The organism is Telluria sp. AC161 (assembly GCF_979258535.1).
Genome location: NZ_OZ409861.1, coordinates 1,005,261 through 1,021,927, shown reverse-complemented (window position 1 = coordinate 1,021,927; position 16,667 = coordinate 1,005,261). Strand labels below are relative to the sequence as shown.

Here is a 16,667-nt window from a genome sequence, read left to right as displayed (position 1 = left end):
GCAGGATTGACGGCCTGGCTGTCAATCCTGCCCGACCTGTTCCCGTACGTTTTCGTGAACCTGCTGCCCGGGCCCCCTGCCCGGCACGCCAGCCAGCACCTCCAGCAATACCTCCACATCGAGCGGCTTGACCAGGTGGTGCGCAAATCCTGCCGCCAGCGCCGCATCGCGGTCCTGCGGCTGCCCGTAACCCGTCACCGCCACCAGCACCGAATCGGCCATCCCGGGATCCTGCTGCAAGCGCCGCGCCAGTTCATGCCCATCGATTTCAGGCAGGCCGATATCGAGCAGGCAGACATCGGGCCGCATGCTGCGCGCCCGCGCCAGCGCCCCCAGCGCCCCGTGCTCGATCGCCACGTCATGTCCCTGCGCCGCCAGCAGCAAACCAAGCATTTCCGCAGCATCGGTATTGTCATCGACCACCAGCACCTTGAGGCGCGCGACGCCGGCTGGCGCCGCGACGACCGGCTCTGGCAGGTCCGGCACTTCTTCGAGCAGCAGCGGCAGCGTGATGACGAACGTGCTGCCCTTGCCCAGGCCCGGACTGGAACAGCCCACCGTGCCCCCGTGCAGCTCGACCAGATGCTTGACCAGCGCCAGCCCGAGCCCCAGCCCGCCCTGGGCGCGGTCCGATGAGCGCTCGGCCTGCGTGAACAGGTCGAACACGCGCCCGGTCAGTTCGACGTCCATGCCGATGCCTTCGTCGCGCACGCTCAGCACCAGCCGGTTGCCGTGCAGGTCAGCGCGCAGGTCGATGCAGCGCCCGGCCGGCGTGTACTTGGCCGCATTGGCCAGCACGTTGGCCACCACCTGCACCAGGCGCGCCTTGTCACCGAGCACCGCGACGCCGGCCGACGGCAGGCGCACGGTGAGCGTCTGCGCGCGCGTGTCGACCGTCGGGCGCACCTGCTCGATCGCTTCTTCGATGACGGTACGCGCCGCCACGCGCGCCTGGCCCAGCGTGATCAGGCCGCGCGTCACGCGCGAGACGTCGAGCAGATCGTCCACCAGCCGCGTCATGTGGCGCACCTGGCGGCTGATGATGGTGCTGCTCTGGTGCACCCGGCGCGCATCGACGTTGCCGAGCCGGAGCAGCTCGGCGGCGGCGCTGATCGGCGCGAGCGGATTGCGCAGCTCGTGCGCGAGCATCGCCAGGAATTCATCCTTGCGGCGATCGGCCTCCACCAGCTTTTCTTCAACCAGCTTGCGGTCGGTGATGTCGCGGAAGAACGTCGCGATACCGCCGTCCTGGGTCGGATAGGCGCGCAGATCGATCCAGACGCGGCGGCCATCGGGAAAGGCGCGGCACTGTTCGGCGCTGCCGGCCTTGCGGGTCGTCATCACGCTGTGGTACATGCGACCGGCCTCACAGTCGAGCATGGCCGGGAACACATCCCAGTGATTGCGCCCGATGACCTCGTCGCTCGTGACGGCGCAGATGCGCAAACCTTCGGCGTTCATGTGCTGCATCACCCAGTTGCGGTCGAACAGCACGAAGCCTTCGGAGATATTGGCAAAGATCTCGCGGCCCCGGTCACGCTCCTCGCGCAGCAGGACGTGCGCACGCGCGGTGCCCGCCGCGATCCAGGTGCGCTCGGCCACATCGCGCGCCAGCCGGATATCGTGGTCGGTCCATGAGCGCGGCGTCGGTGCATCCACACGCAGGCACGCGGCCAACCGGCCCGCTGCCATCAAAGGCACGACCAGCATGGCGCCCACGCGCTCATGGAACGGCAACTGCAGCGAGAGCGGATCGTTGGCGGCATCGTGGATGCAGACGACGGCGCCCTGCTGCAGGGTTGCCATCAGGGCCGGACCGAGGCGATCCGCTTGTGCCCGTGGCGCAGCGCCATCCTGCAGCCAGACGGATGGCGCGGCCAGCGCCCCGCTGAGCGCATCGGCTTCGGCATACAGCACGCGCGCTGCGCCCAGTTTTGTCCCCAGCAGCGCACTGGCGGTGGCAATCACCTTCCCCGGATCGGCCAGCGGTGCGAGCGCATCGGACAGCGTGAGCCGGAACGCAGCACGGCGCTCGCCCAGCACGCGGGCCGTGGTTTCCATCGCGGTGCAGAACAGGCCGCCGACACTGCCGTCAGCGACGTGCAGCGGCGCATACGAGAAGGTGAACCAGGTGCGTTCGGGATAACCGTTACGCAGCAGGCACAGCGGGTAATCGTCGAAAAAGACCGGCTTGCCGCCCATGACATGTTCGACCTGCGGCTGCAGCTCGGGCCAGACCTCGGGCCACAAGGCCGCGAACGGCTGGCCGAGCGCGCCGGCATGGCGTTCGCCAAGGATCGGGATATACGCGTCGTTGTACAGGATGATGTGCTGTGGCCCCCACGCAACAGACATCGGGAACGCGGAATGCAGCATCATGTCGACCGCCGTCCGCAGGGACGGCGGCCAGGTGTCGGGTGCGCCGAGCGGGCACTGGCGCCAGTCGTGGCTGCGCATCTGCGCAGCCATCACACTGTCACCCGAAAAAGCGGTAGCGGAGAGCGAGTCCATGCCCGGGATTGTCGCATAACTTGCTTGCCGGATTGCAGCTTTTTCCGGTTTGACAGTGGCCCTTGCGCAACTTTACAACTCGCGCATTACCGTTAAGGCATCACAGCTTGCGCATTACAGCTTAATGAAGTGCTCACGGTAGTAGCGCAGCTCTTCGATCGACTCGACGATGTCGGCCAGCGCCGTGTGCTTCTGGTGCTTCTTGAAGCCGGATGCCAGCTCGGGCTTCCAGCGGCGGCACAGTTCCTTCAGCGTCGACACGTCGAGGTTGCGGTAGTGGAAGAACGCTTCGAGCTTCGGCATGCCGCGCGCCATGAAGCGGCGGTCCTGGCAGATCGAATTGCCGCACATCGGCGACTTGTTCTTCGGCACGTACTGCTTGAGAAATTCGATCAGCTCGACTTCGGCCTGGGCTTCCGTCACGGTCGACGCCTTCACGCGGTCGATCAGGCCCGACTTGCCGTGGGTGCCCTTGTTCCAGTTGTCCATCTTGTCGAGTGTTTCATCCGACTGGTGGATCGCGAACACCGGGCCTTCGGCGATGATGTTCAGGTCGGGATCGGTGACGACGACGGCGACCTCGATGATGCGGTCATTGTCCGGGTCGAGACCCGTCATTTCCATGTCGAGCCAGACGAGGTTGAATTCATTGGGCCGCTGGGGCGTACCCGGCACTGCGGAAGGTGTCGCTTGTGACATAATTCTCTCTTTGCCTAATCAATCCTGCATTTTCTCACAGGCACAGAATGTCTTCATTCGCGTTTTCGGTTTTGTTCGTCGTTTTCCTGCTGCTCACCTTGTCGCTGCGCACCTGGCTGGCCGCGCGCCATATCCGGCACATCGCGCGCCATCGCGCCAGCGTGCCGGCCGAGTTTGCGCCGAAAGTGCCGCTCGCGGCGCACCAGAAAGCGGCCGACTACACCGTCGCCAAAACCCGGCTTGGCCTGATCGGCACGCTGTGGGGCGCCATCGTCCTGATCGGCTTCACGCTGATGGGCGGCCTGCAACTGCTGTCGCTGGCAATCCTGCCATTCACCGGCCCCGGCCTGATGCACCAGCTGGTGCTGGTCGTCGCGTTTGCCGTGATCGCCAGTGTGCTCGACCTGCCGCTCGACTGGTATCGTCAGTTTGTCCTCGAGCAGCGTTTCGGCTTCAACAAGATGACGCCAGGCCTGTGGTGGGGCGACCTGGTCAAGAGCACGTTCGTGGGCGCGCTGATCGGCCTGCCGCTGCTGTGGGTCGTGCTCAAGCTGATGGAAGCCAGTGGCCAGCTGTGGTGGTTGTACACGTGGTTCGTCTGGAGCGGCTTCCAACTACTGATGATCGCGTTCTACCCGACCGTGATTGCGCCGCTGTTCAACAAATTCACGCCACTGGCCGACGTCAGCCTCAAGGAGCGCATCGATGGCTTGATGACGCGCGTGGGCTTTGCGTCGCGCGGCCTGTTCGTCATGGATGGCAGCAAGCGCAGCGCCCACGGCAACGCGTATTTCTCGGGCTTTGGCCGGGCCAAGCGCATCGTGTTCTTCGACACGCTGCTGTCGCGCCTGGAGCCACAGGAAATCGAAGCGGTGCTGGCGCACGAACTGGGCCACTTCAAGCTGCGCCACATCGTCAAGCGCGTGGCGACGATGTTCGCGATCTCGCTGGCCTTCCTCGCCCTGCTCGGCTACCTGAAAGGCCAGGCCTGGTTCTACACGGGCCTGGGCGTGCTGCCGTTCATGAATGCGTCGAACGACGGCATGGCGCTGATCCTGTTCATCCTCGTGCTGCCGGTGTTCACCTTTGTGCTCGCGCCACTGAGTTCCATCACGTCGCGCAAGCACGAATTCGAGGCCGATGCCTTCGCTGCGCAGCACACCGATCACCGCGATCTGGTGTCGGCGCTGGTGAAGATGTATGAAGACAATGCGTCGACGCTGACGCCCGATCCGCTGCACTCGGCGTTCTACGATTCGCACCCGCCGGCGTCGGTCCGGGTCAAGCGCCTGACGATGGCGGCCGCATGAGCCTGACGCCACCACTCACGTCGCGCCATTGCACGCGCAAGGCGGCCGCGCTTGACGGGGCGGCCATCGCCACGCTGCTGCACGAAGTGCCCGGCTGGGAAGTGGCCGACAGCGTCCTGGCGCGCACTTTCACGCTACCGGACTACCGCGCCACGATCGCATTCGTCAACGCGGTGGCAACGCTGGCCGAGCACGAAGACCATCATCCCGAGATGACGGTCGGCTACACCACCTGCCGCGTCAGCTGGACCACCCATTCCGCGGGCAGCATGCTGTCCGACAACGACTTTATCTGCGCCGCGAAAGCCAATGCGCTGTACCTCAACCAGGAAACCGCATGAGCGCATCCCCTACTGAACTGACCGGCACCATCATCGCGGCCCACGGCCGCCACTACCTGGCCGACATCGACGGCGAGAAACTGCAGTGCGTCACGCGCGGCAAGAAGACCAATGTGGCTGTGGGCGACGTCGTGCACGTAGTCCGGACGTCCGAGAACCAGGCCGTGATCGAGCGCATCGCCGAGCGCACCACGCTGCTGTACCGCTCCGACCAGTACAAATCCAAGCTGCTGGCGGCCAACATCTCGCGCCTGTTCGTCGTGATCGCCACCGAGCCCGGCTTTGCCGACGACCTGGTGTCGCGCTCGCTGGTGGCATGCGAGGCGGCCGGCATCGAGGCGCACCTGATCCTCAACAAGACCGACGTGACGGACCTGCTGCCCCGCGCGCGCGAACGCGCTGCGCAGTATTCGCGCCTCGGCTACCCGGTGCACGAGGTCTCGGCCCAGGCGCATCCTGAAGAAACGGTCGAGATCCTCAAGCCGCTGCTGGCCGGCCAGTCGTCGATCTTCATCGGCCAGTCGGGCATGGGCAAGTCGTCGCTGATCAACCTGTTGATCCCGGACGCCGACATCGCCGTGCGCGAAATCTCGGCTGCGCTCGATACCGGCAAGCACACGACGACGTTCACGCGCCTGTACTGGCTGCCCGAAGTCGATGGCAAGGCCGGGGCGATCATCGATTCGCCAGGCTTCCAGGAATTTGGCCTGTACCACCTGAGTGAAGGCATGCTCGAGCGCGCCTTTGTCGAGTTCAAGCCGTACCTGGGCGGCTGCAAGTACTACAACTGCCGCCACCTGGCCGAGCCGTTCTGCGCCATTCTCGATGCCGTGGCAGCGGGCAAGATCTGGAAGCACCGCCATGAACTCTACGGGCAATTGCTGCACGAATCGGCGCAGACCCTGTATTGAGACCCTGACTACTTTCCCTAACGGAAAGAAATTCCCCTTATAATTCAAGGGACAAACATAGCAGCAGACACGAGCAGACTTATGATGACGAGTACCCCACCGATCAAGCACTTCCTGCAGTTTTCCGACTTCACGCTCGATGAGTTTGAATACGTCATCAAGCGCGCGGCCATCATCAAGCGCAAATTCAAGGCCTACGAGGTGTACCACCCGCTGGTCGACCGCACGCTGGTGATGGTGTTCGAGAAAAGCTCGACGCGCACGCGCCTGTCGTTTGAAGCCGGCATGCACCAGCTGGGCGGCGCCGCCATCTACCTCAACACGCGCGACAGCCAGCTCGGCCGTGGCGAACCGGTGGAAGACGCCGGCCAGGTGATGAGCCGCATGTGCGACATCATCATGATCCGCACCTTTGGCCAGGACATCATCGACCGCTTCGCCGCCAATTCGCGCGTGCCGGTCATCAATGGCCTGACCAATGAACACCACCCGTGCCAGGTGCTGGCGGACGTGTTCACGTTCCACGAACACCGCGGCTCCATCGCCGGCAAGACGGTCGCCTGGATCGGCGATGCCAACAATATGCTCTACTCGTGGCTGCAGGCAGCCGAAGTGTTCGGCTTCCACCTGAACGTCGCCACGCCGAAAGGCTACGAGATGGATCCGAGCCTGGTCTCGACCACGCGCTACACACGGTTCGACAACCCGTCGGACGCCTGCGAAGGCGCGCACCTGGTCAATACCGACGTCTGGACCAGCATGGGCTACGAGAAGGAAAACGCCGAGCGCATGAAAGCGTTTGACGGCTTCATCGTTGACGAAGCCAAGATGGCCCGCGCCGCGAGCGACGCGCTGTTCATGCACTGCCTGCCAGCACACCGCGGCGAAGAAGTGGCCGCCGAGGTCATCGACGGTCCGCAATCGGTCGTCTGGGACGAAGCCGAAAACCGCCTGCACGTGCAAAAAGCCCTGATCGAGTACCTGCTGCTCGGCCGCATCGAAGATTGATTTTTACCCCTGAAGCTTGATCGTTGGCCGTCAATCCCGGCGCTTGCCGGGCTGGATTTGCGAGCCAGCTGACCATTACTCCTCTACCCTCCCTCCATCACTGGAACATCCCATGAGCGACATCAAGAAAGTAGTACTGGCCTATTCTGGCGGCCTCGACACCTCCGTCATCCTGAAATGGCTGCAAGACAATTACGGCTGCGAAATCGTCACCTTCACCGCCGACCTCGGCCAGGGTGAAGAACTGGAACCGGCACGCGCCAAGGCCATTAAATTCGGCATCAAGCCAGAGAACATCTACATCGACGACGTGCGCGAAGAATTCGTGCGCGACTTCGTCTACCCGATGTTCCGCGCGAACACCGTGTACGAAGGCGAATACCTGCTGGGCACGTCGATCGCGCGTCCGCTGATCGCCAAGCGCCTGATCGAGATCGCCAACGAAACCGGCGCCGACGCCGTCTCGCACGGCGCGACCGGCAAGGGCAACGACCAGGTGCGTTTCGAGCTGGGTGCGTACGCACTGAAGCCGGACGTCAAGATCATCGCGCCATGGCGTGAATGGGACCTGCTGTCGCGCGAAAAACTGCTGAAGTACGCGGAAGACGCGGGCATCGCGGTGGACATGAAGCACAAGAACGGCGGCGCGCCGTATTCGATGGACGCCAACCTGCTGCACATCAGCTTTGAAGGCCGTCACCTGGAAAACCCGAGCGCCGAAGCCGAGGAATCGATGTGGCGCTGGACCGTCTCGCCAGAAGCGGCGCCGGACGAAGCGGAATACCTGGACGTCGAATTCGAGCGCGGCGACATCGTCGGCCTGAACGGCAAGCGCCTGTCGCCAGCCGCCGTCCTGACCGAGCTGAACCGCCTGGGCGGCAAGCACGGCATCGGCCGCCTGGACCTGGTGGAAAACCGCTACGTCGGCATGAAGTCGCGCGGCTGCTACGAAACCCCGGGCGGCACGATCATGCTGCGCGCGCACCGCGCGATCGAATCGATCACGCTGGACCGCGAAGTGGCGCACCTGAAGGACGACCTGATGCCGCGTTACGCGTCGCTGATCTATAACGGCTACTGGTGGGCGCCGGAACGCGTCGCACTGCAGACGCTGATCGACCACACGCAAGCCACCGTCAACGGCTGGGTGCGCATCAAGCTGTACAAGGGCAATGTGATTGTCGTGTCGCGCGACTCGAAGACCGATTCGCTGTTCGACATGAACATCGCGACGTTCGATGAAGATGGCGGCGCGTACAACCAGGCTGACGCGGGCGGCTTCATCAAGCTCAATGCGCTGCGCATGCGGATTGCGGCCAAAGCACGCGCCAAGCGCGGGCAGTAAGAAGGGAAGCCGCCCAAGGGCGGCTTTTTTTGGCAATTGCGATGTGCATGCTTGCTTGGGTTCCCGCCTTCGCGGGAACGACGGCTGATGTTGCAGAGAACCTGCAAACCGTCGTTCCCGCGCAGGCGGGAACCCAAGTTACTCTGAGCGGCCACAAACTCGAATAACGCCGTGAACGCACAGTAGACGCCATGGACAAACCATCGTACGTCTACATCCTGGCCAGCCGCCCCTACGGCACCCTCTACATCGGCGTTACCTCTGACCTAATCAGACGCATCTGGCAACACCGCGAAGCAGCTGCCGCCAGCTTCACAAAAAGGTACTGCATCAACCGCCTTGTCTGGTACGAGATCCACACCGATATCCACGAAGCCATCACGCGCGAAAAACGCCTCAAATCCTGGAACCGCAACTGGAAAGTCAACCTGATCCAGTCCGCTAATCCAATGTGGCGCGACCTGTACCAAGATATCGCCTAGAACACGTGGCGCAATCCCAGCGCCACGCTGTTGCCGCCGTCAAACCTCGTCAGCTTATCGCACATACAGCTGGGGTCACGCGCATACAGCTGGAATCAGGTCTGACATTCAGACACAACCTCAGCTTTAACGATTTCCAATGGTGTCTGGCCCAGCATTAACATCGCGCAGCGCCACCTTATTTCGACTACCCTACTGTCGAGATCGTGCCCGAATATCAGACCTGATCCCGGCTTTTCTTCGACCAGACGTGGCGCTATAACAGCCCTAATGACTGCAGCGCCGCTTTCGCCAGCGACACGCGCTTGTCGGGCGCCCCGTCCGGGATGTCGATGTTCAGCGCGAACGTGTAGAGCTTGCCATCCTTTTTGATCCAGCCGACCCACCAGCCGATATCGGGCTGGCCGGGGCGCTTGCCCCAGCCGGTTTTTGCATACAGTTCGGCCGGGCCATCCTGGCGCGCGATGGCGCGCACGGCGTCCATGTGCACATTCTCGAACGGCAGCTGGCCCTGCGCCAGCCGGGCCAGGAACACCGTCTGCTCGAGCGCGCTGATTTCAAGGGGGCCATCGAGCCAGAAGCGGTCGACCACCGTGCCCGTGTCCATATTCCCGTAATTCATGCGCACGAGCGCGCTGCGCATGCGTTCCAGCCCAATGCGCCGCGCCATTTCCTGGTAGACAGGCACGTTCGAGATTTTGATCGCTTCGCGCAGGCCCATGTCCCGTGCCCACTCGGGGCGCGCGACCGGCTTGCCGCCGTACGGCACGATCTCATCGACCGAGGCGACGGCGCCCGTGCTCAGTGCGATCAGCGAGTTCGGGAGCTTGAAGGTCGACGCCGGGATGAACCGTTTTGCGGCGCGCTGGCGGTCGTGGCCCGTGTTGGTGTCCTGGGCCACGTCGTGCACGACGAACGTTCCCGTCACACCCTCTTTCTTGAACAGCTGTGTGATGGCCGGGCTGTCGCGCCATTCGGTGGCCTGGGCGACGGCGCCGAACGCCATCAGGACGAGTGCAACAACATGCTTGATCATTGGTCTGTTTCCTTGCTCAGTTGTGCGGCCAGACGCGCGCGCGCCTTGTCGGCATACGTGCGGCAGGCGTTGGTGTCGATGAAGGCGGCATTGCCCCGCGCAGCGCGCCGGGCGTAGCGCTGCCACAGATCGCTGCCTTCCGGGTGCGCCGAAACCAGCACGTCACACGGCAGGCCGGCGAGCGTCGCGATCGAGCGTTCGAGGTCCGCGCGCGCCGTTGGGTAGGCTGGATGGCCACGGTAGCGGAATGGTCCGGCGGCCATGGCGTTCAGGCTGTCGGCGTACACCATGTGCGCCGTCCGGCCGCCTACGACGGCGTCCCAGGTCCAGCTCGCGCCGCCCTGCGTGTGGCCGGGCGTGGCGTGCATCGTCACGGCCAGCGGGCCGAGCTTGACGACGTCACCGTTGGCCACGCCCCGCACGCGCCCGATCGGCGCCATGGGTGGCAGGTTGGTGTACTGCGGGTCGCCCTTGCTGGCCTGGCCGCTGCGCAATACGGGGACGGCGGCGCTGCCGGCCAGGACCTCGGCGCCCGACAGGCGCTGCAGCTCGGCGATGCCGCCGGCGTGGTCGATATGCTCGTGCGAACTGAGGATCAGGCGGATGTCCTCGACCTTGAAACCGAGCTGGCGGATATTGCGCACGATCTGCGCGGGCGACTTGTCGCTGCCGCCGTCAATAAGGATATGTCCCTCCTTCGACGTGATCAGGACTGCCGACAGCCCATGCGTGCCGACATAATAGGTGTTGCCGTACAGGGCAAACGGTTTCTGCGGCGTGTTCCAGTCGTTGGCTGCAGCAGGCTGCAGGCACGCGACGAGGCCAGCCGCAGCAAGTGCCAGGCTTGTGTGTTTCATCATGACGATTCCTTATGTGGACGGTGACAGCGTGGCGAGTCTTCCCGGCAGTGCGTGCAGGAAGCGTTCTTTCAGGTGCGGTCCGGCCGTGAGGTTCGGGTGGCCCGGGCCAAGGTTCTGGCGTGCAAAGACAATGGTGCGCCCATCCTTCGTGGCCCAGCCGGCGAACCAGCCAAGCGCGCGGCCCGTGTCCCCGGCCCCATCACCAGAGGCAGTGCCGGTCTTGCCGTACACCTGCCAGCCATTGTCTAGCATGGGCAAGTGCAGCAGCTGCGCCGTCATGTCGAAGGCGTGCGCGGTGACGGGCAGTTCGCGGTTGGCGACCTTGCGCAGAAAAGCGACCTGCTCGCGCGGCGAGACCTGCAGCGACGACGAGATCCAGGCCCTGTCGACGCCGCCGGTGAGGTCCTGGTTGCCGTAGTCGAAGCGACCCACGTAATCCTGTACGCGGCGTTCGCCCAGCCGGCTGGTGACCTGCTGCGCATACCAGACGGTCGAATTGCGGATCCAGCTCGTCGGGTCGGTAGTGGCGCGCCACGACGGCTGCCAGTCGATGTAACCCGCCTTGAACGGCAGCGCCGGCGTGTGGGCGTCCTGCAGGATGCCGGCATCGAAACCCATCAGGCTCACGGCGATATTGAAGGTCGACGCCGGCGTGGTGCGTACGTCGCAGCGCCCTTCCTCGACCAGCACCGCCCCTGTGGCAGCATCGAGCATCAGCGTGCAGTCGAGCGTTTCCGGTGCATCGCCCCAGGCCAGCGCTGGCTGCAGGGCCAGATTGGCGCCGAACACCAGCGCCAGTGCAGCCAGGCCGGCGCAGCGGGCACGGCCAGCATTCCGGGCGAGGACCGGCGTACGAATCAACGCGACGCGCGCGGTCAGCGTGTCCGGCGCGACGCCGCCGAAGGCCAGGGCATTGGCTGGCGCGGCCCCATACTGGAAGCGCAGTTGCGCGACCAGCGCGGCCGCGTAGGCCTTGCGCTGGACCTGCGGCCGGCCGCGCAGCACGTCGCGGTCGCAGCCCAACTCCTGGGCCCAGACCAGGCGCGCGCGCAGCAGACGCATCGCCGGATTGAACCAGCACAGCGCCTGGAGCAGCGCGCAGGCGGCGAGCCACCACAGATCGCCCCGGCGCCAGTGCGTCAGTTCGTGGGCAACGATCAGCTCGCGCTGCAACGGATCGATCGTGCGCAGGGCCAGCGGCAACAGCAGACGCGGCCGGAACGGGCCGACCAGCATCGGGGAGATGGGGGCATCGACTTCGATCATGGGTGGCAGCGCCCCATCCGCTGGCAGGTGCGCACCGGCGCGCAGCAACTGCGCCAGCGCGCGCTGGCCATGGAACAGGCGCGCAAGCATCCACAGCAGACCGCCCATGTAAGCCAGCGCCCATGCCCACGCGGTCCAGCTCAGCCACGAGCGGGGTTCTGCCAACGTGCTGATGGGCCCGAGAGTCTGGGGGGACGTGGCGACCGTGGCGGCCGTCATGGGCGACAGGTCGACGTCGAACACAGGCAGCATGTGAAGTTGCTGCGCCTGCGGCAGCATCAGGATAATGAAGGTGGCCGCAAGCGCGACCTGCCCCAGCATCCACGGGGTGCGCTGCATGCCGAGCGCCGGCAGGTTCCGCTGCGCCAGCGCCAGCACGCCCCACACAGCCAGACCGGCGGCCAGGCAGCCGATGCTGGCAAACAGGAAGCGGATGAGCGTTGCGTCGAGCAGGCTCATGGCGCCGCGTCCTTGTCGACCGGCCAGTCGTTGAGCAATTGCTCCAGCCGCGCGAGCTCGTCGTCGTCAACCAGCTTGCTGCCGGTGAACATATTGACCGGCAGCGGCGTATCGATCTCCATCACGCGCTTGCCAAAGTCATGGGCGAACGCGGCCAGCGTATCGACCTTGTCGCTGACTGCGGCATACACCTGCACGCCGTGGCGCAGCTCCTGGCGCACCATGCCTTTGTCGAGCATGCGTTCGAGCGTCTTGCGGGTGGATGAGTACGACCAGCCCAGTTCGGCCTCGACCGCGTCGTGGATTTCACGGGCGCTGAGCGGCTGCTGGCGCCACAGCGCCTTGAGCAGGCTCAGTTCGGAAATCGAGGGTACGGCCATGGCAACAGTCCTTGACGTGAGGCTTGACGTGACGCCTAATGTGACGCTTGCCGCAATGATGCGACAAGTGTCGCACCGGCGTCAACAAGAACTTGCGATGACCGTCAGTTGCGCAGATCGTCGACCGCTTCGCGGCCAAAGCCAGGTGCGAGCAGATAGTCGGCCAGGTTGCGCGCGCAGTCCTCGGGCGAGGTCAGGCCGCCCGTGTCCTTCAGCTCGACGAAGCGCTCGCGCAGCGGGAAGTTGGCGTCCGGCGTCGCGCGGATCGCTGCCTGCATGTCGGTGTCGATGACGCCCGGCGCCAGGCTGACCGCCAGCACGCGCGGATCGCCATCAAGCTGGATGGCGCGCGCATGCTGGTCGAGCGCGGCCTTCGTCGCGCAGTACACGGCCCAGCCGGGATACGCATTGCGCCCTGCCCCGCTGGACACGTGCAGGATGCGCCGCGCGGCTTCGGGCGCGGCCTGCACGAATGCGGCAGCCAGCGCCAGAGGCGCGCCAACGTTGAGCATCACCGCCTGCAGCACGGCCGCCGGCGCCTGCGCGGCCAGCGCGCCCACCGGCGTGACGACGCCGGCGTTGTTGACGAGGTATGCCGCATCGGCGCCCGCGAGAAAATCGCGCAGCGCCGGGCCGGCGAGCCAGGCCTGCAATGCAGCCGGATCGGCCATGTCGACCTCGGCCTGTTCGATCCCGGCCAGCGCAGAGCGCCCGCGCGCCAGGCCCAGTACGGCCAGGCCGCGCGATTGCAGTTCGGCCGCGATGGCGGCCCCGAGGCCACGGGTGTGGCCGGTGACGATGACTTTTTTCATGAAGCGTTCCTTAGATGAAGACGGGTTCGGGTTCCAGCATCACGCCGTAGCGCGCCGCGACATCGGCCTGAATCGCGGCGGCCAGCCGGACAACATCCTGCCCCGTGGCCCCGCCGAGGTTGACGAGCACCAGCGCCTGCTTGTGGTACACGCCGGCCGCGCCCAGGTGGCGGCCCTTCCAGCCGCACTGGTCGATCAGCCAGCCAGCGGCCAGCTTGAATGTGCCGTCCGGCTGGGCGTGGTGCACCAGGGTTGGAAACTGCGCGAGCAGGCGCGTGCATTCCGCGTTTGACACCACCGGGTTCTTGAAGAAGCTGCCGGCGTTGCCGATTTCGCGCGGATCGGGCAGCTTGCGGCGCCGGATCGCTTCGACCATCAGGCCGATGTCGTTCGGTGTAGGCGCCGTCAACCCGGCGTCGCGCACCGCATTGCCCAGCTCTGCGTAGCGCAGGTTCGGCTGCCACGCGCGCGGCAGGGCAAACGTCACGTCCAGCACGACGAGATTGGCGCCGTCGGGATGCTTGAAGATGCTGTCGCGGTAGCCGAAGCGGCAGGCAGCCGCGTCCAGCGTGCGCGTGGCGCCGCTGGCCATGTCGTAGGCAGTGAGGCTATGGAATACGTCCTTGGTTTCGACGCCATATGCCCCCACATTCTGGATAGGCGCGGCGCCCACGGTACCGGGTATCAGCGAGAGGTTTTCCAGCCCGCCGATGCCCTGCTCGAGCGTGAAGCGCACGAAGCCGTGCCAGTTTTCGCCGGCCTGGGCGCGCACGAGGATCTTGCCGGCCTCGTCGCCCAGCACCTCGCGGCCCTGCCCTGTCATGTGCAGCACCAGGCCCTCGACGTCGCGCGTGAACAGCAGATTGCTGCCCCCGCCAAGCACCAGGCGCGGCAAGGCAGCCAGCGCCGGATCGGCACGCACCGCGGCCAGTTGCTCGGCGCCATCCACGCGCAGGTAGTGGCGCGCGCGGGCGGGAATGCGGAAGGTATTGAACGTGTCGAGCGGCTGGTCGTGAATGAGAGGCATGATGTAACGGCGTAAAAGTGTCGTTTCATTATAGTGGTTCGTGCATTGCCGGCTTTCCACACGGGTGAAACGGTCGCGATTCGGCCCGCCGTCCGCTAAAATAGAGGGATTCATCTACATGCAAGACAAAACAAGGACACCCCATGCCATCATTTGATGTCGTCTGCGAAGCAGACATGGTCGAAGTAAAGAACGCGGTTGAACAATCGAACAAAGAAATCACGACCCGTTTCGATTTCAAGGGCAGCTCGGCCAATGTCGAGCAAAAAGACAAGGAGCTGACGCTGTTTGCCGATTCCGATTTCCAGCTGACGCAGGTCAAGGACGTCCTGATCAACAAGATGGCCAAGCGCAAGGTCGACGTGCGTTTTCTCGACGAAGGCAAGGTCGAGAAAATCGGCGGCGACAAGGTCAAGCTGGTGATCAAGGTGCGCAACGGTATCGAAACCGACGACGCGAAAAAGATCACCAAGCTGGTCAAGGAAAGCAAGATGAAGGTGCAGGCGAGCATCCAGGGCGAATCGGTGCGCATCACCGGCGCCAAGCGCGACGACCTGCAGACGGCCATGGCCATGCTGCGCAAGGACGTACAAGACCTGCCGCTGGCCTTCAACAACTTCCGCGACTGATCGGCATCAGCGCGTTGCAACGGGCCGGTATGACCGGCGCTGGCACAGGGCGATCCGTGGACAATGTGTCCGCTGAAGCCTTGTAACGCTTGGAGTAAAATGGCGCCGTGCGTCGACCAGGGGTCGAATACCACGCACCGCAGCCACTCCGGGCAGATTAGGTAGTCTAAGGATAGCAATGAAACGTGTTGATGATTTCCGCCTGCGCATGGGCAATAAGGAATACGTGCCCATCATGATCGGCGGAATGGGTGTGGACATTTCGACGTCCGAGCTGGCGCTGGAAGCAGCCCGCCTGGGCGGAATCGGCCATATCTCCGATGCAATGTCGCAAGACGTGTCCGACCGCAAGTTCGACACCACGTACGTCAAGGAAAAAACCAAGACCTACAAGTTCAACATCAACAACATGAACAAGGCCGTGGTCCAGTTCGATCTGGATCACCTGGCCGAGGCCACGCGCCGTCATGTCAGCTCCACCATGGAAGCGAAGAAAGGCGATGGCCTGATCTACGTGAACTGCATGGAAAAGCTGACCATGAACGCGCCCAAGGAAACGCTGCGCGTGCGCCTGGCGTCGGCGCTGGACGGCGGCATCGACGGCATCACGCTGTCGGCCGGCCTGCACCTGGGTTCGTTCGAGCTGATCAAGGATCACCCGCGTTTCCGCGATGCGCACCTGGGCATCATCGTTTCGTCCGTGCGCGCGCTGCAACTGTTCCTGCGTAAAGTCTCGCGCCTGGACCGCAAGCCCGACTTCATCATCGTCGAAGGTCCGCTGGCCGGTGGCCACCTGGGCTTCGGCATGGATGACTGGAAGCAATACGACCTGCACACGATCATGGACGAGATCCATGCGTTCGTGAAGGCCGAGCAGCTGGGCATCCCGGTGATTGCCGCCGGTGGCGTGTTTACCGGTTCGGATGCCGTCAGCTTCCTCGAAAAAGGCGCAGGCGCCGTTCAGGTCGCCACGCGCTTTACCGTGACCACCGAATGCGGCCTGCCAGACGACGTCAAGCAGGAATACTTCCGCGCCAGCGAAGAAGACATCGAAGTCAACGGCATCTCGCCGACCGGCTATCCGATGCGCATGCTCAAGAATACGCCGGCCATCGGCTCGGGCATTCGCCCGGGCTGCGAATCGTATGGCTATCTACTTGATGCGACCGGCAATTGCTCGTACATCAATGCCTACAACCGCGAGGTGCAGGCGCATCCGGAACTGAAAAAAGTCACGGTGATGGACAAGACCTGCCTGTGCACGCACATGCGCAACTTTAATTGCTGGACCTGCGGACACTACACGTATCGCCTGAAGGACACGTCGCATTTGCTGGCAGATGGCAATTACCAGATCCTGAGCGCCGAGCACGTGTTCAAGGATTACCAGTTCAGCGTCAACAACGAAATCGCCCTGCCCGAAAAGCAGGAGATTGTCGCGGCGTAATCACGCGACGTTATCTCGGCTGTTGCTGTTGCCGCTTCGCACGGCAACCACTAAAACGTCACTCCTGCACCCGCGGGAATGACGTTTTTGCGTTTACGCCCGAATGAACCGCCTTGTCCCGCCCCTGCCCCGTGATCGCCGCTG

The 16,667-nt window shown here is 64.2% G+C and carries 16 protein-coding genes; 8 read left to right on the top strand and 8 right to left on the bottom strand.

Annotated elements, in window-relative coordinates; translation table 11 throughout:
- Window positions 1-21: 21 nt before the first annotated feature.
- Both ACZ0AJ_RS04590 and orn read right to left on the bottom strand, forming a co-directional pair.
- Window positions 22-2,511 (bottom strand): hybrid sensor histidine kinase/response regulator, encoded by a 2,490-nt coding sequence (locus ACZ0AJ_RS04590; RefSeq protein ID WP_499454029.1) that lies wholly within the window; start codon window positions 2,509-2,511, stop codon window positions 22-24.
- Window positions 2,512-2,625: 114 nt separating this feature from the next.
- Window positions 2,626-3,210: an oligoribonuclease gene (gene orn, locus ACZ0AJ_RS04585; RefSeq protein WP_183550437.1), complete on the bottom strand. Its 585-nt coding sequence runs from the start codon at window positions 3,208-3,210 to the stop codon at window positions 2,626-2,628.
- Window positions 3,211-3,257: 47 nt separating this feature from the next.
- Between orn and ACZ0AJ_RS04580 the strand changes: the two genes are divergently transcribed.
- The 6 genes from ACZ0AJ_RS04580 (at window position 3,258) to ACZ0AJ_RS04555 (ending at window position 8,607) form a co-directional block, all read left to right on the top strand.
- Entirely contained in the window at window positions 3,258-4,520 is a 1,263-nt protein-coding gene (locus tag ACZ0AJ_RS04580; RefSeq protein WP_499452923.1) for a M48 family metallopeptidase, read from the top strand.
- Window positions 4,517-4,861, top strand: a complete 345-nt coding sequence (locus tag ACZ0AJ_RS04575; protein ID WP_499452922.1) for a 4a-hydroxytetrahydrobiopterin dehydratase — start codon at window positions 4,517-4,519, stop codon at window positions 4,859-4,861. Before ACZ0AJ_RS04580 ends, ACZ0AJ_RS04575 begins: the two co-directional genes overlap by 4 nt.
- Window positions 4,858-5,772, top strand: a complete 915-nt coding sequence (rsgA, locus tag ACZ0AJ_RS04570; protein WP_183550427.1) for a ribosome small subunit-dependent GTPase A — start codon at window positions 4,858-4,860, stop codon at window positions 5,770-5,772. The genes ACZ0AJ_RS04575 and rsgA overlap by 4 nt, the downstream gene beginning before the upstream one ends.
- An 84-nt stretch (window positions 5,773-5,856) precedes the next feature.
- Window positions 5,857-6,780: an ornithine carbamoyltransferase gene (gene argF / locus ACZ0AJ_RS04565; RefSeq protein WP_499456724.1), complete on the top strand. Its 924-nt coding sequence runs from the start codon at window positions 5,857-5,859 to the stop codon at window positions 6,778-6,780.
- 112 nt (window positions 6,781-6,892) lie between these two features.
- On the top strand, window positions 6,893-8,125 hold the full coding sequence (locus ACZ0AJ_RS04560) for an argininosuccinate synthase (RefSeq protein WP_258836058.1): 1,233 nt from the start codon (window positions 6,893-6,895) through the stop codon (window positions 8,123-8,125).
- A gap of 191 nt (window positions 8,126-8,316) precedes the next feature.
- The gene (locus ACZ0AJ_RS04555; protein ID WP_499452921.1) at window positions 8,317-8,607 is read left to right on the top strand and encodes a GIY-YIG nuclease family protein; all 291 of its coding nucleotides are present in this window, start codon (window positions 8,317-8,319) and stop codon (window positions 8,605-8,607) included.
- A 256-nt stretch (window positions 8,608-8,863) separates the two neighbouring features.
- Here ACZ0AJ_RS04555 and blaOXA read toward each other — a convergent pair whose 3' ends face one another.
- From blaOXA to murB, 6 genes are all read right to left on the bottom strand, one after another.
- Window positions 8,864-9,640, bottom strand: coding sequence for a class D beta-lactamase (gene blaOXA / locus ACZ0AJ_RS04550; protein WP_499456723.1), 777 nt, complete (start codon window positions 9,638-9,640; stop codon window positions 8,864-8,866).
- Window positions 9,640-10,503, bottom strand: coding sequence for a subclass B3 metallo-beta-lactamase (bla, locus tag ACZ0AJ_RS04545; RefSeq protein WP_499454025.1), 864 nt, complete (start codon window positions 10,501-10,503; stop codon window positions 9,640-9,642). The genes blaOXA and bla overlap by 1 nt, the downstream gene beginning before the upstream one ends.
- Window positions 10,504-10,512: 9 nt before the next feature.
- Complete coding sequence (locus ACZ0AJ_RS04540; protein ID WP_499454023.1) at window positions 10,513-12,228, bottom strand: penicillin-binding transpeptidase domain-containing protein; 1,716 nt, start codon at window positions 12,226-12,228, stop codon at window positions 10,513-10,515.
- Window positions 12,225-12,608, bottom strand: coding sequence for a BlaI/MecI/CopY family transcriptional regulator (locus ACZ0AJ_RS04535; protein WP_258836062.1), 384 nt, complete (start codon window positions 12,606-12,608; stop codon window positions 12,225-12,227). Before ACZ0AJ_RS04535 ends, ACZ0AJ_RS04540 begins: the two co-directional genes overlap by 4 nt.
- 104 nt (window positions 12,609-12,712) lie before the next feature.
- Window positions 12,713-13,420, bottom strand: coding sequence for an SDR family oxidoreductase (locus ACZ0AJ_RS04530; RefSeq protein WP_499452919.1), 708 nt, complete (start codon window positions 13,418-13,420; stop codon window positions 12,713-12,715).
- A gap of 10 nt (window positions 13,421-13,430) precedes the next feature.
- The gene (gene murB / locus ACZ0AJ_RS04525; RefSeq protein ID WP_499452918.1) at window positions 13,431-14,447 is read right to left on the bottom strand and encodes a UDP-N-acetylmuramate dehydrogenase; all 1,017 of its coding nucleotides are present in this window, start codon (window positions 14,445-14,447) and stop codon (window positions 13,431-13,433) included.
- Between the two features lie 143 nt (window positions 14,448-14,590).
- Between murB and ACZ0AJ_RS04520 the strand changes: the two genes are divergently transcribed.
- Window positions 14,591-15,076 (top strand): YajQ family cyclic di-GMP-binding protein, encoded by a 486-nt coding sequence (locus ACZ0AJ_RS04520; protein ID WP_183550398.1) that lies wholly within the window; start codon window positions 14,591-14,593, stop codon window positions 15,074-15,076.
- 178 nt (window positions 15,077-15,254) lie between these two features.
- A complete protein-coding gene (locus ACZ0AJ_RS04515) occupies window positions 15,255-16,523 on the top strand; it encodes a nitronate monooxygenase (RefSeq protein ID WP_499452917.1) in 1,269 nt (422 codons plus the stop codon).
- Window positions 16,524-16,667: the final 144 nt, after the last annotated feature.

What these genes read in the sequence shown, in the direction of transcription:
- ACZ0AJ_RS04575 (WP_499452922.1), top strand. Translation starts at nt 4,517, where the DNA reads ATGAGCCTGACGCCACCACTCACGTCGCGCCATTGCACGCGCAAGGCG.
- ACZ0AJ_RS04530 (WP_499452919.1), bottom strand. Translation starts at nt 13,420, where the DNA reads ATGAAAAAAGTCATCGTCACCGGCCACACCCGTGGCCTCGGGGCCGCC.
- ACZ0AJ_RS04535 (WP_258836062.1), bottom strand. Translation starts at nt 12,608, where the DNA reads ATGGCCGTACCCTCGATTTCCGAACTGAGCCTGCTCAAGGCGCTGTGG.
- murB (WP_499452918.1), bottom strand. Translation starts at nt 14,447, where the DNA reads ATGCCTCTCATTCACGACCAGCCGCTCGACACGTTCAATACCTTCCGC.
- ACZ0AJ_RS04560 (WP_258836058.1), top strand. Translation starts at nt 6,893, where the DNA reads ATGAGCGACATCAAGAAAGTAGTACTGGCCTATTCTGGCGGCCTCGAC.
- argF (WP_499456724.1), top strand. Translation starts at nt 5,857, where the DNA reads ATGACGAGTACCCCACCGATCAAGCACTTCCTGCAGTTTTCCGACTTC.
- ACZ0AJ_RS04520 (WP_183550398.1), top strand. Translation starts at nt 14,591, where the DNA reads ATGCCATCATTTGATGTCGTCTGCGAAGCAGACATGGTCGAAGTAAAG.
- ACZ0AJ_RS04515 (WP_499452917.1), top strand. Translation starts at nt 15,255, where the DNA reads ATGAAACGTGTTGATGATTTCCGCCTGCGCATGGGCAATAAGGAATAC.
- ACZ0AJ_RS04580 (WP_499452923.1), top strand. Translation starts at nt 3,258, where the DNA reads ATGTCTTCATTCGCGTTTTCGGTTTTGTTCGTCGTTTTCCTGCTGCTC.
- ACZ0AJ_RS04540 (WP_499454023.1), bottom strand. Translation starts at nt 12,228, where the DNA reads ATGAGCCTGCTCGACGCAACGCTCATCCGCTTCCTGTTTGCCAGCATC.
- ACZ0AJ_RS04590 (WP_499454029.1), bottom strand. Translation starts at nt 2,511, where the DNA reads ATGGACTCGCTCTCCGCTACCGCTTTTTCGGGTGACAGTGTGATGGCT.
- orn (WP_183550437.1), bottom strand. Translation starts at nt 3,210, where the DNA reads ATGTCACAAGCGACACCTTCCGCAGTGCCGGGTACGCCCCAGCGGCCC.
- ACZ0AJ_RS04555 (WP_499452921.1), top strand. Translation starts at nt 8,317, where the DNA reads ATGGACAAACCATCGTACGTCTACATCCTGGCCAGCCGCCCCTACGGC.
- rsgA (WP_183550427.1), top strand. Translation starts at nt 4,858, where the DNA reads ATGAGCGCATCCCCTACTGAACTGACCGGCACCATCATCGCGGCCCAC.
- bla (WP_499454025.1), bottom strand. Translation starts at nt 10,503, where the DNA reads ATGATGAAACACACAAGCCTGGCACTTGCTGCGGCTGGCCTCGTCGCG.